This is a genomic window from Sporosarcina sp. NPDC096371 (genome assembly GCF_044762865.1).
In the GTDB taxonomy this organism is placed as follows: domain Bacteria; phylum Bacillota; class Bacilli; order Bacillales_A; family Planococcaceae; genus Sporosarcina.
This window is the reverse complement of record NZ_JBIWFE010000005.1, coordinates 247,186-265,800: the sequence shown is the minus strand read 5'-3', so window position 1 is coordinate 265,800 and position 18,615 is coordinate 247,186. Positions and strand designations below refer to the sequence as shown.

Genomic DNA, 18,615 nt, shown 5'->3' with positions numbered 1-18,615 from the left:
GTGGGGACCAAAACTCCCCTAAGCAATGAAAACTATCCCTAAAAATCCATGATTTTTAGGGATAGTCTTTTCATTTATGAATGGCTGTCCACTTCAACTTGTTTGTCGGGTGGTGTTATCTTATCGATATCACCTGGCTTTGTTATCTTGTCGATGTTTTCAGATCCCGTAGGCTTTTCAAGTTCTTCAGGCACTGTACCCTTATCTTTTTCGTCGGGTACTTCTGATTCTGGCTTATCCGGCTGCGCGTCATCTATCTCGGGTTCCTCTTCTGGCTCCACAGGGATGGTTTCCAGCAATAATGCTGGATCTACCGGAATCGTTAAGGACTCATTAATATAGTTTCGAAACCCCGTCAATTGCAAATTAATTTCTGTTGCATCCAGTGGAACTTGTTGTTGAATTACTTCAGAAAAGGTATCACCTGGGGCTAAATTAACGTCGTATTCTTCCAGTTGGATCGGAATGTCTACGTCGAATATATTTGTGACCTCCACATTAACCGAGACAACTCCGCCTGTCTCATAGGAGATAACTTCAGCTGTTTTGACCAGTAAATCTTCTGTTGTCGCATTTTCTAGTGAACCACTTGCATTTGTTTCACTCACAAACCACGCTGAAGTGTCGTATTTCCCCATGGCAAAGACAAGAAGGTAAACGGTAATTGAACTACTAATTAGCAGAAGGCCTTGTTTTCTCTTTGCCATAAATTCATCTCCCTCGCTCCATCGGCTTTATGAGTCTTTGTCCCAAAAAAGGTTATTCGTTTTCGTATTTCGCACCCTCATCTGTTTGTTTAGCCATTACGTTAAATGTCGCATCGTAAATTGCCCCTTGGTATTCATTGCCGGCATTTTCATCCAGCTTAATAGCGACCATAATGTCGATATATTGCCCTTCTTCCAATTGCCAAAAATCATCTTGGCTACCTTCTCCGAATACGATTTCACCTGACTTTACTTCTGCCTGAGATAACACATTACCAAGGATTTCTACCCCATATACATTGCTAGCAGTAGCGATAGAACGTTCATTTGTCGTTCCATTGAATAGGTTATCTAGCTTTATTTTAGAATCTTCATAGACGTCTTTGCTAGGTGTGATTGTATATTTCATAGCCATATAGCCGACTTCATAGCCTTCTAATGACGCCTTATCGACAGCATGTTTATAAGTCGCTTTAATATGTGTATCTAGATCGCCCGTATTTTCAAGTGACAACCATTCCCCATATTGTAGCTGTGAAGGGGCGAATTTAGTCCCTTCAAACATTGGCGTATCAATATCCGCTCCATCATTAATGGCTAACACACCATTTGTCATAGACCCCTGTGCATTTGTTTCTGAAGTAAACCATGAATAAGTCCCGAATCCAGCCGATACAACCAATGTCCCCGCAAGTGCCGTACCCAATAACATTTTCTTCGCTCTGTTCATATCTCAATTCCCCCTATATTCTTAATAGTAGTATAAGTTAAATCTTCTGTTTTTTGAATAGGTACTTGCACACAGCTTGGCTATGTGCAAATATCCCCGTTGAAATCCTTACTATCTACTCATTACTTATTCGGTGTAAGACCAAGTGATTGTAAGAAATCATTCAATCCTTTTTTCCCTAACTTTTCAACTGGTTTTTTATTTTTCCCAGCGTCATGTCCAGTTCTCAAGAAATTCTGTTCGATTAGACGAATGTCAAGCTCGTCCACAATGCCATCGATATTGATGTCTGCAGCTTTATCTTTCGTACCATATTGCGCAACAACACGCATAACGTCCATAATGTCGATCATGCCATCTTTATTTACATCACCTGCGTAATTAATTGGTGGGAAAGTACGAAGCCAACGACCCGTCAAATCTCCATCAATCTCGTTGACGACTTTTACAATACTTGATCTTGTTAAATGGCCAGGTACGTCAACGATTATCTTATAATCGCCTTTTTGCACCTCAATCCCTTCGATGAAGAATACACCATTTTCATCGAGATCTCCTGCAAATTTTTTGCCATTCGGCGCCTGTACATAGACTTTAGCACCTATTTTGCTTAAGTCCACACCATAAACAACTTCTCCATCTTCTTCAAGAAGTGCTTCCGGTGAGATATAACCTTGTACTTTAGCCGTTTGCGGAAGAATCGTGATCAGGTCATGTTTGATCTGAGGAACCGTTACCGGCTTGTCCTCTTTAACCGAAGTATACGCTATGTTCCGGAAGTCAAAGCTATAAGTACCGTCATAAATCTCGTCGTTAATCACTTCAAAAGTAACATCTAAAAAGGCTTGATCACCACTTATCCCTTCTAAAGAAGCCCCTTCAAGGGTAGCTCCGAGCGTTACAATTGTATCGGTATCTTGATTTTTAAATGTCGGTTCATTTAATGCAATCTCAAGATTATTATCAGCTGCATACTTTTTCAATGCATCACTTGCTTGTACACCCTTGAACTTAAAGTGTTTATTTGCAAATGCTACATCAAATTGGCCAGCTGCTAGGTCCTTCACATTGTTTAACGTCAATGTAGCAGTAACCTCATCATTGAGTTGTACTTTCGTTTTGTCATATGAAGGAGCGGCATACAATGTCCCCTCTTTCACAAAGGTATATCTGTCAAACCTTTCTGTTGTCCCCAACTCAATAGTCGATAAAGAAAGCTTGTATGGTTTATTTGCAATCTCTTCTGCCAGAACACCAAACTTCATATCCCCATTTTCTTTTACCGGTAAAAGTCCCGCAGCGAATGGTGAATCTTCATAGTAAACAGTTAGATTTGATGATTGGTCATAATTCAGTCCCTTTGATTTCAGGTAGTCAATCGATGCATCGTGAACATTTGTATGGACCCATACCGCGTGATGTCCATCTTCATCCGTGTACATAGACTCATCTACTTCGTGAATCCCTGGCTTATAATCCTTAAAGGTCATTTCAGGTCCTGTATTATCAACGACTGCAACGTTTTCATTTACATAGGTATTTCCTTTTGAATCAGTTGCAATCAATGTAAATGTATAGTTCCCTTCAGGTAATTCGAATAATTCATCTGAAATCGGGTACAATGGATCGCCCGTAAACAAATTTACATGCCCTGTAAATCCTTGTGTGATATACATTTCAGTACCTGCTGGGATATAGGATGCATCGGATATGAACCCACCAAGTCCAATTGGTTCTCCAGTTTCAGCATCATTTATGATGATATTAATTGTTTCCATCGTACTTTTAAATTTGAAAATGACGGGTGTAAATGGTATTAGGTATTCATGAGGGAAGTCCCAGCTATTTGTGATAACTGGTCTTTCCAGCTGTACAAAATCAATTCCGTTCCCTGTTATCCGAATCGCAAATGGGACTTGGTAGCGCTCATCCGGATTGCTTTCATTCACGATATGAATATAGCCTTCATAGGTTCCTTCAGCAGCATCCTTTGGTACATGAATGGTTGGTTCCAATTCTGTCGTCTTCCCAGCTGGAACCGTTACAGTATTTGGAACATCAAATCGAACGCCATTTTTCGCCGCATCTTGTCGGTCCCCTTTAGCCTGTAAAAATTCGACATCAAATGCGAACTTTTTATCTTCGGTTTGACTATTTTTAATAACCATTGTTTTTCCTTCTTCAATCGCATCCTCTGATGGAGCATGCGCTCCGAATGAAAATGACGCTGTTTCTTGATTTATCTCAACAACTTCGCCACCTTCTACCATCTCAGTTTGGTCAAGTACTTTAATGGACGTATCTGTATGAACCGCGTCATAAGCGTTAATACGGCCAGCCCCAACTTCATAAACCGAATAATCTTCACGTAAATCAACGGACGTATTCATCAATGCTGCTTTCACGTCAAACGCCGTATAGTCAGGGTTCTCCTGCAAAATGAGCGCTGCTGCTCCAGCTACATGCGGAGATGCCATGGATGTTCCTTGAATTCTTGCATAAGCTGTTGCGTAATCATTTCCTTCTGGATCATTGATAAATGATGGATACGTTGAGTAAATTGCTACACCTGGTGCGACAACATCTGGTTTAATGTCAAGGGTTCCTGCAACAGGTCCTCTTGAACTAAAATCGGCTAAATAATCGCCTTCTGATTTTGTATTTCCTACTTCACCAAATGTAAAGACCACTTCTGATGTCGTAGATGGCTCCGTTAGCTCTTTCACTTCATCCGCTTCAGTTAGTTTCACTAGTTCCGTAGCATCTGTTGCTTCTGTTACCTCAATTGCTTCAGTCACTTCCACAGACTCAACTATTTCTTGTAACTCTACTGCCTCTGTTTCTTCACTTACATTTGCTGCAAGCGCTTCTTTTAACTTCTTGCCATCCTCTTGGGAAATACGGAATGATGTTACATAGCCTGTGCTTTCACCCATATAAACTGGAATTTGCCCCGGTGCATTATTGAATACAATCGCTGCCACTGCACCTGCTTCTTTGGCATTACGAACTTTCTCATCAAATGCAAGCTCGCCGCGTTCAATAAGCGCAATTTTTCCAGTTAGATCTTTTCCTGCAAAATCACTTTTTGCACCTAATCCTACATCAACGATTGCGTACGATTGGTTTTGGAGGCCTTCAATATTATCTGTGAAATTTTTCGCTAGCAGTTGTACATCTGCAAACGTTTCTTCATTTGCTGTCGCTTTAAATGTTGGCGTGACCTGTGACACGTCACTCGCCCCAACTGTAATGGCAAGTGCACCAGCTCCAGGTGTTCCCACTGTTCCGGCTCCCGGTCCAGCATTCCCAGCTGCTACAACCGTTACGACATCAGCAAGCATCGCATTGTTAACAGCTATTGACAATGGATTTAGTGCTTGGTTTACATTCGACCCAAGAGATAGGTTGATAACATCCATTTCATCCTTCACAGCTTTATCAATACCTGCAAGAATTCCGCTTGTCGGACCACTTCCATACGGCCCTAGTACGCGATAGTTATATAAATCCACTTCTGGTGCTACACCTTTTACAGCATAGTCCACGTTATTATCTTGTTGACCAGCAACTGTCCCCGAAACGTGTGTACCGTGTGATGTATAATAGGCATTGCCTTGTGAATCAAACTCTGGCTTACCTGACGCTTTCCATTCGTCGTACGTCGTTTCCATAGGATCAGCATCATTATCGATATAGTCCCAGCCTTTTACGCTGTCAGGATCCACTTTACTTGAATCTTGTCCTTCAACTGCTTTGTATCCACCATAGGCACCTTGTAAGTCTGGATGATTATAGTCAATTCCTGTATCAAGGACCCCGACTTTAATCCCCTGTCCTTTAATATCCTCATTATGAAGTTTGTCCACGCCAATTTGTGGAATACTATCAATCATTTTAGGCTGGATCGCTCGTTCTTTTACTGCTGGTAAATCAATCTTTATTTCTTCGTCTTTCCAAACACGCTCAACAGCGCCAGTTTGTACTAGTTCTTCCACTACATTACCTGCTGCCGTGATGGCAACACCATTAAACGCATCGCGATATTCATGTGTAATGGTGATGGTAGCAGATTTTTTACTTTTGTTTACGTTCTGAATGACTTCTTTAAATTGTTTGTGAGATTGCTCGACCTTTGCTTCTACTTGAGCAACAGAACTACGACTAGGTTTATTTTTTTGTTTCGCTAGTTCAACCTTTGCCGGCTCCTGCTTAAATTGCACAATTACATTGATAGGTTTCTCACTCATCAGATTGATAGCTGGATCAATTTTAAACCCATTTTCCACCTTTAATTTGTTCAGCGATTTTCTTTGTGCATCCGTAAGATTATTTAAAATTTCTTTGACATCTATCGTTCCATTAGCAGCATCAACGGATGGCATTGCAGGAAACATAGTAGCCGGCAATAATAGTGCAGTCATCATAGCTTTTGCGAATTTTGTCGGCATTTTTTTGTTCTTTTTTTCTTTACTCACGTTATTCACTCCCCGATTCTTTGTATATTCCTTGGTAAATTGACGAAATTTGTTGAAACGTCACGTCCCTAGTTATAAAATTTACACCAATTCAAACAATTCCGCTTTGGGGTAATTCCAATTATCAGACTACATAACAAGTGTATTACGAACCACTTTTTCTGTTCCAACACATTACAAAAGAACTTGTCTGACGCAAAAAAGAAGGATTATATATTCAGTTTTCAGTTCAAATATAATCAAACTATATGCGGTAGTTAGATAATTTCAAACAAAGACTTCTAGACTACCCCTATTTCAAATGCTTACAAAAGGCGATTGTAGTAAGGTTTAACCTAGTGAGATAGAGTCTAATGCAAATTACCCCAAAAAATTCGATATACGAATTAAATTAATGTGACAGCTAGTTATAATAGGACCTTTAGACTCTTAAAAGTATATTTTTTTGGATTATAAAATGGATTCACCAATCTTTTTACATCTATCTATGTCAATCGTTCACAAACTTAAATGATGAAAACAATAAAGACTGTCTCTAAAAAATCTTGATTTTTTAGAGACAGCCTCTTCTTTGCTTATCCATTCAGTTTGCTTAGTCAATCGATCTAACTAGTCTTTTTTATTCGTTTTCGTATTTCGCACCCTCATCTGTTTGTTTAGCCATTACGTTAAATGTCGCATCGTAAATTGCCCCTTGGTATTCATTGCCGGCATTTTCATCCAACTTAATACCGACCATGATGTCGATATATTGCCCTTCATCCAACTGCCAAAAATCATCTTCGCTACCTTCTCCGAATACGATTTCACCTGACTTCACTTCTGCCTGAGACAACACATTTCCAAGGATTTCTACTCCTTCTATATTGCTAGCAGTAGCGATAGAACGTTCATTTGTCGTTCCTTTGAATAGGTTTTCAAGCTTTATTTTAGAATCTTCATAGACATCTTTATCAGGTGTTACTGTATATTTCATAGCCATATAGCCGACTTCATAGCCTTCTAATGACGCCTTATCGACAGCGTGTTTGTACGTCGCTTTAATATGTGTATCTAGATCGCCCGTATTTTCAAGTGACAACCATTCCCCGTATTGTAGTTGTGAAGGGGCGAATTTAGTCCCTTCAAACATTGGCGTATCGATATCCGCTCCGTCATTAATGGCCAACACACCGTTTGTCATAGACCCCTGTGCATTTGTTTCTGAAGTAAACCATGAATAAGTCCCGAATCCAGCCGATACAACCAATGTCCCCGCAAGTGCCGTACCCAATAACATTTTCTTTGCTTTATTCATCTCTTCATTCCCCCATGTTTTTATTACTAGAATGTGTAGACTATCAAAAAGGCACTTGCACACAGTCTAACTGTGTGCAAGTATCCTCATTGAATCATTTCAATCGTTATTCATTATTCGATTCAAGCCCTAAAGATTGTAAGAAGTCATTCAATCCTTTTTTACCTAATTTGTCGACTGGTTTTTTATTAACGCCATGTCCTACTCTTAAGAAGTTTTGTTCGATTAAACGAATGTCAAGCTCGTCCACAACGCCATCTTGATTGATGTCTGCTGCTTTATCTTTCTTGCCATATTGCGCAACGACACGCATAACGTCCATAATATCAATTACGCCATCCTTCGTGACATCTCCCGCGTAATTGAATGGTGGGTAAACGCGAAGCCATTTACCACTCCAATCCCCATCAATCTTATTGGTGATATCCACATCACTGACACTGTTCAGGTGCCCTGGTACTTCAACAACTAGCTTAAAGTCGCCTTCTTGTACAGGAATTCCTTCGATAAAGAATGATCCATCTTTTTTAACAGCGCTGCCGTATGTTTTACCATTTGGAGCCTTCACATGGACCTTGGCACCAATTTTACTTAAGTCAATGCCGTAATTAGGTTCTCCGTATTCGTTCAGAATCATTTCCGGTAAGATAACGCCTTCTACCTTAGAGGTTTGCGCAATCAGATTGAACTGCTTGTTCCCTAAAATCGAGATTTTTTCCGACTTTAGATTATTCACATCGGTATAGCTTAAATTCTTATAATTAAAGCCATAAGCGCCCGCATAATGCTCATCATTAATCACTTCGAAGGTCACATCCAAAAATGCCTGATCACCACTCATACCTTCTACAGAAGTGCCATCAAGTGAAGCCCCAAGTGTAACAATCGTCTCACTGTAATTATCTTTCAATACTGGCTCGTCCAATGTAATGTCAAGATTATTGGCTTCTGCATACTGTTTAAATGCTTTATTTGCTTTAACACCTTTGAACTTAAAGTTTTTAGTTGTGAATCCTACATCAACTTGCCCAGCTACTAAATCCTTCACATTATTCAAGGTCAATGTAGTCGTAATCTCTTCGTTCAGACGTACTTTGGATTTATCATACGAAGGAGTGGCATATAATGTCCCCTCTTTCGCAAAGATATAAGTGTCATACCTTGCAGTTGTACTCATGTCAAATGTTTGCAAACCGAGTTGGTATGGCTTTTTCTCAAATTCTTCAGCAGCAACACCAAACCTCATGTCACCATTTTCTTTCACTTTCAAATAGCCGCTCGGATAGGATGAGTCTTCATAGTAAATTGTACTGTTTGTTGATTGGTCATAATCTAGTCCCTTAGATTTTAGGTAATCGATTGACGAATCTTGAATATTCGTGTGGACCCATACCGCACTTTGGCCATCTTCGACTGTATACATAGACTCATCCACTTCATAGATGCCTGGCTTTAAATCCTTAAAGGTCATTTCAGGTTTTGTATTGTCAACGATTGCAATGTTGTCATTCACATACGTATTTCCATCTGCATCGGATGCAATCATCGTGAATGTGTACGCGCCTTCAGGTAATTTGACAACCTCATTTGAAATCGGGTACAACGGATCGTTTGTAAACGGATAGATACTTCCACTAAATCCTTGCATGATAGACATTTCAGCACCCGGCATAATATTGGATGCTCCATATAATGATCCAACATATCCAATTGGTTCCCCAGTTTTTTCATCGTTTATGATGATATCAACTGTTTCCATCTGACTTTTAAACTGGAAGCTTACAGGTGTAAACGGAATAAGAAACGCGTGGAAATTTTCCCACGTATTTGTGATTGCTGGTCTTTCCAACCGTACAAAATCAATTCCTTTACCTGTTACACGAATGGCAAATGGAACTTGATAGTTTTCATCCGGATTACTTTCATTCACAATATGAATATAGCCTTCATATGTTCCTTCTGCAGCATCGTTTGGAGCGTGAATCGTCGGCTTCAGTTCTGCCGTTTCGCCCGCTAAAACCGTTACAGTATTTGGAACCTCAAATGTAACACCATTCTTTGCAGCATCCTGCCTAGTATCTTTTGCTTCTAAAAATTCAACATCAAACGTGAATGTCTTATTTTCTGTTTGACTGTTTGTAATAATCATCGTTTTTCCATCCTCAATCGCATCTTCTGATAGGTAATGAGTCCCGAACGAAAATGATGCTGTTTCATGATCAATCTCAACCACTTCATTGCCCTCTACCATTTCAGTTTGATCTAGTACTTTAATAGATGTATCTGCATGAACTGCATCATATGCATGAATACGTCCAGCTCCTACTTCATAAACCGAATAATCCTCTCGTAAATCAACCGATGTATTCATGAGTGCCGCTTTCACATCGAATGCCGTATAGTCAGGGTTTTCTTGTAAAATGAGCGCTGCTGTTCCTGCTACATGCGGAGATGCCATGGATGTCCCTTGAATTCTGGCATAGGCAGTCGCATAATCATTTCCTTCTGGATCGTTGATAAATGATGGATACGTAGAGTAAATCGCTACACCTGGAGCCACAACATCAGGTTTAATATCATAAGTCAGCGCGACAGGCCCTCTTGAACTGAAATCAGCTAAATAATCGCCTTCTGATTTTGTATTTCCTACTTCTCCAAACGTAAAGACTGTTTCTGTTAATGGAGTTGACGCCGTTGTTTCAACTGCCTCTGTTGACTCGGTTGCTTCTGTTGATTCAACTACCTCTGTTGACTCGGTTGCTTCTGTTGATTCAACTGCCTCGATGACTTCCGCAGGCTCAGGTGATTCTTGTAACTCCACTGATTTTGTTGCTAACGTTTGTTTTAATTTCACGCCATCTTCTTTTGATACACGGAATGCCGGAAGATATTTTGTGTTTTCACCAAGATAATACGGGATTTGTCCAGCTTCATTATTGTAAACAATTGCAGCTGCTGCCCCCGCTACTTTGGCATTGTTCACTTTTTCATCAAATGACAACTCACCGCGTTCAATGAGTACAATTTTCCCTGTTACATCTTTTCCTTCATAATCGCTTTCTGCACCTAATCCTACATCTACCATTGCATACGATTGATTTTGGAAACCTTCGATATTATCACTGAAATTTTTCGCTAGTAATTGGACATCTACAAACGTCTCTTCATTTGCAGTTGCCGTAAATGTTGGCGTGTTCTGTGCCACATCACTCGCCCCAACTGTAATGGCAAGCGCCCCAGTTCCAGGTGTTCCAACCGTCATGGCTCTCGGTCCAGCATTTCCAGCTGCGACAACCGTTACGACATCAGCAAGCATGGCATTGTTAACAGCTATCGACATCGGGGATAGTGGATCATTTACATCTGAACCAAGGGATAGATTAATAACATCCATTCCGTCTTTTACCGCTTTATCGACACCCGCGAGTATCCAACTGATCTGCCCACTGCCGTAAGGCCCTAGTACGCGGTAGTTATACAAATCAACTTCTGGTGCTACACCTTTTACAGCATAGTCGACGTTATTATCTTGTTGTCCAGCAACTGTTCCTGAAACATGTGTACCGTGTGACGTATAGTAACTATTGCCAAGTTCGTTATACTCAGGCTTACCTGACGCTTTCCATTCGTCATACGTCTCTTCCATAGGATCTGCATCATTATCGACAAAGTCCCATCCTTTTACGCTGTCTGGATCCACTTTACTTGGGTCTTGCCCTTCAACTGGTTTGTATCCAGCATATGCTCCTTGTAAATCTGGGTGATTATAGTCGATGCCTGTATCGATGACTCCAACTTTAATGCCCTGCCCTTTAATATCTTCATCATGGAGCTTGTCCACGCCAATTTGTGGAATGCTATCAATCATTTTAGGCTGAATAGCTCGTTCCTTCACTGCCGGCAAATCAAGCTTGATTTCTCCATCCATCCACACGCGCTCGACAATGCCCGTTCTCACTAGTTCTTCAATCACATTTCCTGCTACTGTGATCGCCACACCGTTAAAAGCATCTCGATACTCTTGCGTAATCGTAATGTCAGCGGACCTTTTGCCCTTGGATAAGCCTTGAATTGCCTCTTTAAATTGCTTATGCGATGCATCTACTTTCTTTTCTACTGTTGAAAGGGAAGCTTGACTAGGTTTATTTTTCTGTTTAGCTAGTACAACCTTCGCAGGATCTTGCTTAAATTGAACAATCACGTTGACAGGATTTTCACTTGCAAGGTTGATGGCTGGATCGATTTTAAACCCTTTTTCCGCCCTTAATTCGTTAAGCGATTTTCTTTGTTCGTCCGTAAGATTATTTAAAATTTCTTTGACGTCCACTGTTCCATTTGCAGCCCCAACTGATGGCATAGCGGGAAACATTGTTGCTGGTAGTAATAGTGCCGTCATCATCGCTTTGGCGAATGTTGTTGGCATTTTTTTGGTCTTTTTCTCTTTGCTCACGTTCTTCACTCCCTAATTGTTTGTATGTATTTCTAGATTAATTACCAATTTCCATCTCCCTGTTAATCCTTATAAGACTTTATAAAGAGATGTATAGGAACGTCACGCCCTCTAGCTATAAAAGTTACACCAATTCAAGCGGCTATGTATTGGGGTAATTGCGATTTATCAGTCTATTATAATCGTGCATTATGGACTACTTTTTTCATTTCCCCACATTACATAAGCACTTATCTACAGACGAAAAAGCAGGAGGAAATAGCTAGTTTCTAGTTTCCGGGTACTTCGACTAGTTAAACAAATTCAAAGAATATCCTATACTACTTAGATTGCAAGTCGTGGCTCCAAAAGAAGATAAGGTTAGGTTTCAACGAAGTGAAATAGAGTCTTATGTGAATTACCCCAATAAATTTGATACATGATTTGGAATATCGGGATGGCTTACTAGAATAGGAGCTTAAGTCCTGATATTCCAATCTTTTCAAGGACATGCTATCTGCTACTAGAAATAGCATGTTTAGTCTAGTAAACAGGTACTTGCACACAACTAAACTGTGTGCAAGTATCCCATTGAATCACTTCATATCGATTGTCATGACTTCTTCGGTTTAAGGCCTATTGATTGTAAGAAATCATTCAATCCTTTTTTACCTAACTTCTCGGCTGGTTTTTTATCAACGCCTTGTCCTACCCTCAAGAAGTTTTGTTCGATAAATCGAATGTCTTGTTCATCGACAATGCCATCTTGATTGATGTCAGTTGCTTTATCGTTCTTGCCATATTGCGCAACAACACGCATGACATCCATAATATCAATCACGCCATCCTGATTGACATCGCCTGCATAATTAAATGGTGGATAAGCATTAGTCGATCTACCTCTCCAATCCCCATCAACCTTTTGAGCGACCTTTACCCTACTTACACTATCTAAGTGTCCTGGTACTTCTACAATTAGCTTGAATTCGCCTTCTTGTGCCAGAATTCCTTCAATAGAGAATGTGCCATCTTTTTGGACGTCACTTCCATATTTTTTACCATTTGGAGATTTCACATAGACTTTGGCGCCTATTTTACTTAAGTCCACGTCATAATCAACTTCTCCGTATTCGTTCATAAGAGACTCCGGTATGATATGGCCTTCCACATTAGCGGTTTTCGGATTAAAATCAAATTCGTTTTGCCCGAAAACCGGAATTTTTACAGGCTCTACCTTATTCACTCCGGTATAAGTCACGTTTGTATATTTAAAGCCGTAAGAACCCCAATAATACTCATCATTAATCACTTCAAAGGTAATATCTAAAAAAGCCTGATCCCCATTAATGCCTTCAAAAGTAGAACCTTCAAGTGAAGCCCCAACAGTTACAATTGTTTCATCGTAATTATCTTTAAATGTTGGTTCTTTTATGTTAATCCCTAGATTATTGTCTTCCGCATACTTTTTAAATACTGCATTTACTTTTACACCCTTGAACTTGAAATGTTTGTTTGCAAATCCTACATCGAATTGTCCAGCCACTAGTTCCTTCACATTATTTAAAGTCAATGTGGCCGTGATTTCCTCTTTACTTTGTACCTTGGATTTATCATACGAAGGAGTGGCATATAATGTCCCCTCTTTCATGAAGACATAATGGTCATACCGCACAGTTGTACTCATATCAAATGTTTGTAAACCAAGAACGTATGGCTTATTTTCAAACTCTTCAGCAGCAACACCAAACTTCATGTCACCATTTTCTTTTACGGGCACATAGCCAGTCGGAAATGGCGAGCCTTCATAGTAAACTGTACTGTTTGCTGATTGGTCAAAATCGAGTCCCTTAGACCTTAGGTAATCGATCGACGAATCTTGAATATTTGTATGAACCCATACCGCACGATGTCCATCTTCATCTGTGTACATCGACTCATCTACTTCATAGATTCCTGGTTTTAAATCCTTAAAGGTCATTTCCGGCTTTGTATTATCAACGACTGCAACGTTTTCTGTTGTATAAGTGTTTCCTTGTAAATCGGTTGCAATCATGGCAAATGTGTAGCCACCTTCTGGTAATTTGATTATCTCATTTGAAATTGGATATAACGGATCATTGGTCAATGGATTTACAATTCCCGAAAACCCTTGCATGATAGACATTGCAGTACCTGGCATAATATCAGATGCATCAAGTAATGATCCAACATATCCAATCGGTTCCCCCGTTTTGCTATCTTTTACGATGATATCAACAGTTTTCATCGGACTTTTAAATTTGAAATTAACGGGTGTAAAGGGCAGTAGATACGCATGGAACTGATCCCATTCATTCGTGATTGCCGGTCTTTCTAGCTCTACGTAATCAATTCCTTTACCTGTCACACGGATTGCAAATGGCACTTGATAACGTTCATCCGGATTACTTTCATTCACAATATGGATATAGCCTTCATAAGTTCCTTCTGCAGCATTTTTGGGAATATGAATCGTAGGTTCCAATTCCGTAGTTTCCCCAGCTGTAACTGTTATAGAATTTGGCATATCAAATTGAACACCATTCTCCGTGGCATGTTGTCTACCACCTTTTGCCTGTAAAAATTCAACGTCGAACGCAAACTTCTTCTCTACTGTTTGACGGTTTTCAATAGTCATTGTCTTTCCAGCTTCAATTGCATTCCCATCTTCTGATTGGTAATGAGATCCAAACGAAAATGACGCTGTTTCTTCATCAATTTCAACAATTTCGTCGCCCTCTACCATTTCAGTTTGATCGAGTACTTTAATGGATGTACCTGCATGCACCGCATCATATGCATTAATTCGTCCAGCTCCTACTTCATAAACCGAATAATCCTCTTGTAAATCAACGGACGTATTCATTAAGGCTGCTTTCACATCAAACGGTGTATAGTCAGGATTCTCCTGTAAAATGAGCGCCGCTGTAGCCGCTACATGCGGAGATGCCATGGATGTCCCTTGCATTCTTACATAGGCCGTATCATACGTATGTCCATCTGGATCATTGATAAATGATGGAGCTGTTGAGTATATAGCAACGCCAGGGGCGACAACATCTGGTTTAATGTCATAGTTTTGCGCGACAGGCCCTCTTGAACTAAAATCAGCTAAATAATCGCCTTGCGATTTTGTATGTCCCAATTCTCCAAATGTAAAGACCGATTCTGATGATTTCGGTGATACTGTTGGCTCTGCTACCACAGTTGCTTCTGTTAATTTTATTGACTCTATTGATTCTGCTACTTCAGTTGCCTCTGTTAACTCTGGTAATTCCACTGATTCAGGTAACTCCGTTGAATCTATTGCTTCACGAGATTCCGTTGTAAGCGCTTCCTTTAGCTTGTTTCCATCCTCTTTTGATAAGCGGAATGATGCAATATATCCTGTGCCTTCGCCAAGATAATACGGAATTTGACCGGCTTCATTATTGTAAACAATCGTAGTAGCCGCTCCCGCTTCTTTAGCATTACTAATTTTTTCATCAAATGAAAGCTCACCACGTTCAATGAGCGCGATTTTTCCTGTTACATCTATTCCTTTATAATCACTCTTTTTCCCGTACCCTATATCAACAATGGCATACGATTTATTTTGGAAACCTTCCATCTTATCTGCAAAATTTTTCGCTAGCAGTTGAACATCTACAAACGTTTCTTCATTTGCTTTTCCCGTAAATGTTGGAATGGACTGAGACACATCGCTAGCCCCAACAGTAATGGCAAGGGCACCAGTTCCAGGAGTTCCTACCGTCATAGCTCCCGGTCCAGCATTTCCAGCTGCTACAACCGTTACTACATCAGCTAGCATGGCATTGTTGACAGCCACTGACAGTGGTGATAGTGGATCGTTTACATTTGCACCAAGAGATAGGTTGATAACATCCATTTCGTCTTTCACGGCTTTATCAATACCTGCAAGAATTCCCGCTATTGACCCGCTGCCATATGATCCAAGTACGCGGTAGGAATACAAATCGACATCTGGTGCTACACCTTTTACAGCATAGTCTACGTTATTATCTTTTTGTCCAGCAACTGTTCCCGAAACATGCGTCCCGTGTGATGTATAATAGGCATTACCATTCATATCGTACTCCGGCTGACCTGACGCCTTCCACTCGTCATAAGTTCTTTCCATAGGGTCAGCGTCATTATCGATAAAGTCCCATCCTTTTACGCTATTAGGATCCACTTTACTTGGGTCTTGTCCTTCAACTGCTTTGTATCCAGCGTACGCCCCTTGTAAGTCTGGATGATTATAGTCAATGCCTGTATCAAGGACTCCGACTTTAATCCCCTGTCCTTTTATATCCTCATCATGAAGCTTGTCTACTCCAATTTGCGGAATACTGTCAATCATTTTAGGCTTGATGGCTCGTTCCTTTATTTCTGGCAAATCTAACTTTACTTCCTCGTCCTTCCACACTCGCTCGACGACGCCAGTTTTCACCATTTCTTCAATTATATTGCCTGCTACTGTGATGGCTGCGCCGTTAAACGCATCACGATACTCGTGTGTAATCGTGATGTCAACGGACCTTTTACCGTTGGATAAGCCCCGAATTGCATCTTTAAATTGCTTATGCGAAGTATCTACTTTCTTTTCCATTGCTGAAAGTGAAGCTTGACTAGGTTTATTTTTCTGTTTAGCCATTTCAATCTTTGCAGGATCTTGCTTAAATTGAACAATAACGTTTACAGGCTCTTCACTTACAAGATTGATGGCTGGATCGATTGTAAACCCAGCTAGCGCCCTTAATTCGTTGAGTGATCTTCTTTGATCATCAGTAAGATTATTTAAAATTTCTTTGACGTCTATTGTTCCATTTGTAGCCTCAACTGATGGCATAGCAGGAAACATTGTCGCTGGCAATAATAAGGCTGTCATCATAGCTTTCGCGAATCGTGTGGGCATTTTCTTCATCTTTTTTTCTTTACTCACTTTATCCACTCCCTATTGATTGAATAACTTTCAAAAAAGATTTGTAGAGCCTCTAGCACTCGTCCAAAGGATTAAACAATAGATAACTACCAATACATCCCTCAATATAAAATTTAAACCATTTTATCTAACTATATATTGGGGTAATTATGATTACCCGGACTCCTGACCTGCATAAAAAGACTCATTTTTTTACATCCACCACGTTACAATAGGACTCTAATTTAGGTGACAAGAAGGTTCTAAGTATCTAGTAAACTTATTCCTAGCATTACATTTACTCGAAATAATTTGGCAATTATAAATGATTGCATTATACTACTTATACTGCAATAGACGACAATGGAAGATTTACTCACGCTTCAATACTTGCGAGTTGTAATAAAGAATTAATGTTTGATGATGTAAGAAAGAAATATTTTTCAAATTACCCCAATTAATGAAAAATAATAATATGTATATCAATAATAGGAGACTAAGTCCTAAAGAAGTAAGTATTTATTGTTGAGTCAACGTGAACAAGACTGATAGGTATTTATTTGTATTACTTAGCAATCGTCTATCAAAAATATTCCTTTCCCCTCTCAATCTTTTCCGACTTGCCTGGTGCTCAGGGCATTGTATAGCAAATCGGAATCACCAACAAATTCAATTTATCTATAAAAGTAATCATGTGAATGAACATATACCAAAGGGGGGCTTATCTATGTATGAAGGGAAAATAATCAAGTTTTATCGTAAGAAGGAAAAGTTAACCCAAGAACAACTAGGAGAAGGCGTTTGTTCAGTCACGCATATAAGCAAAATTGAAAGGGGCTTAACCGAGTATTCCCCCGAAATAACCGTATTGTTGTCGAAACGACTGAACATAAATATAGAAGAAGAGCTCGCAAATTTAAAAAACTTGAAAATAAAACTCGATTATTGGCACGAGGTCATCATCTCCCGGAACATGCAGGAGGCATTGCGCATTAATAACGAGCTGGCAAATAATCAATTGTTCGAGATATCAGAACACGTAACGTATTACAAATTACTCCAGGCAAAATTTAATGTCATAAAAGGTAATCTTAAAAAAGCAAAAAAGCTAATTGAACAAATTCAAGTAAGCCATAATCATTTATCTATTTACGAAACCAACTTATTCAAACATATACTCGGGCTTTACTATATGTCTATTGATGAACATATAAAATCAGTTGACACATTAAACAGTATTGATTTTAAAAACTACTCCGACCCTTCCATTTACTACGATCTGGGAGCGGCTTACCATAGTGTTCATTCACCAGTACTTGCCTATTATTACGCAGAGAAAGCACTAAATTTCTTTAGGAAAACAAATCAATTCTTACGTATTATCGATACGGAAAACCTGATGCTTATTCAAGTCGAATCCGATCAGCACCGTGATTTTAAAAATACAGTTGAACAATATGAAAATCTGATTAACCTGTGCGAGCTCTGTAATGCCCCCGATAAAAAGGCAAAAGTCCTTCATAACTTTGCATATGAGCACTTAAGAAGAGAGAAATATCAGAGGGCGGGTCAGCTATACAAAGAATCAATGGAATTGAAAGATCGTACATCCACGCTTTATTTATTGTCATTAGATGGTTATATTCGTAGCGCTTTAAAAGGTAAGTTTTTACCCCAAGAGGAATTACAGATGCTCGTCAATGAGGGCCTCACAATCGCAACTGACAGTGCAGATACAATGTATGAATCTATTTTCACCTTACATCAGTTTTCTATTCTTCAACAAGAAGAACATTATTATTCCTACTTAGCTACTAAAGTCTTACCGTATTTCAATGGAAATGGCTACACGATGATTGCACAAAGTTATAAACGTGATCTCTTTAATTATTACACTAAAAATGGGCATACCAAAAAAGCATTAGAAATTGCTACTAGTATGATTAACGCAGAGGAGTTTTGAGATAATCCTACCTATTATAGTCCATTCCTTTTTCACAATGGTTGCATAGACTAGATGGAATCACTTGGA

The 18,615-nt window shown here is 39.6% G+C and carries 7 protein-coding genes; 1 reads left to right on the top strand and 6 read right to left on the bottom strand.

Going from position 1 to position 18,615, the window contains the following annotated elements; all coding sequences use genetic code 11:
- Positions 1–74: 74 nt before the first annotated feature.
- From ACIQ0H_RS15135 to ACIQ0H_RS15110, 6 genes are all read right to left on the bottom strand, one after another.
- A complete protein-coding gene (locus ACIQ0H_RS15135) occupies positions 75–707 on the bottom strand; it encodes a hypothetical protein (protein WP_403416289.1) in 633 nt (210 codons plus the stop codon).
- A 52-nt stretch (positions 708–759) separates the two neighbouring features.
- On the bottom strand, positions 760–1,437 hold the full coding sequence (locus tag ACIQ0H_RS15130) for a hypothetical protein (protein WP_403416287.1): 678 nt from the start codon (positions 1,435–1,437) through the stop codon (positions 760–762).
- Positions 1,438–1,559: 122 nt separating this feature from the next.
- The gene (locus tag ACIQ0H_RS15125; RefSeq protein WP_403416284.1) at positions 1,560–5,915 is read right to left on the bottom strand and encodes a S8 family serine peptidase; all 4,356 of its coding nucleotides are present in this window, start codon (positions 5,913–5,915) and stop codon (positions 1,560–1,562) included.
- A 619-nt stretch (positions 5,916–6,534) separates the two neighbouring features.
- Positions 6,535–7,212, bottom strand: a complete 678-nt coding sequence (locus tag ACIQ0H_RS15120) for a hypothetical protein (RefSeq protein ID WP_403416282.1) — start codon at positions 7,210–7,212, stop codon at positions 6,535–6,537.
- Between the two features lie 106 nt (positions 7,213–7,318).
- The gene (locus ACIQ0H_RS15115) at positions 7,319–11,662 is read right to left on the bottom strand and encodes a S8 family serine peptidase (protein WP_403416279.1); all 4,344 of its coding nucleotides are present in this window, start codon (positions 11,660–11,662) and stop codon (positions 7,319–7,321) included.
- A gap of 592 nt (positions 11,663–12,254) precedes the next feature.
- Entirely contained in the window at positions 12,255–16,604 is a 4,350-nt protein-coding gene (locus ACIQ0H_RS15110) for a S8 family serine peptidase (RefSeq protein ID WP_483882537.1), read from the bottom strand.
- Positions 16,605–17,310: 706 nt separating this feature from the next.
- Between ACIQ0H_RS15110 and ACIQ0H_RS15105 the strand changes: the two genes are divergently transcribed.
- On the top strand, positions 17,311–18,546 hold the full coding sequence (locus tag ACIQ0H_RS15105) for a helix-turn-helix domain-containing protein (protein WP_403416277.1): 1,236 nt from the start codon (positions 17,311–17,313) through the stop codon (positions 18,544–18,546).
- The last annotated feature ends 69 nt before the right edge of the window (positions 18,547–18,615 follow it).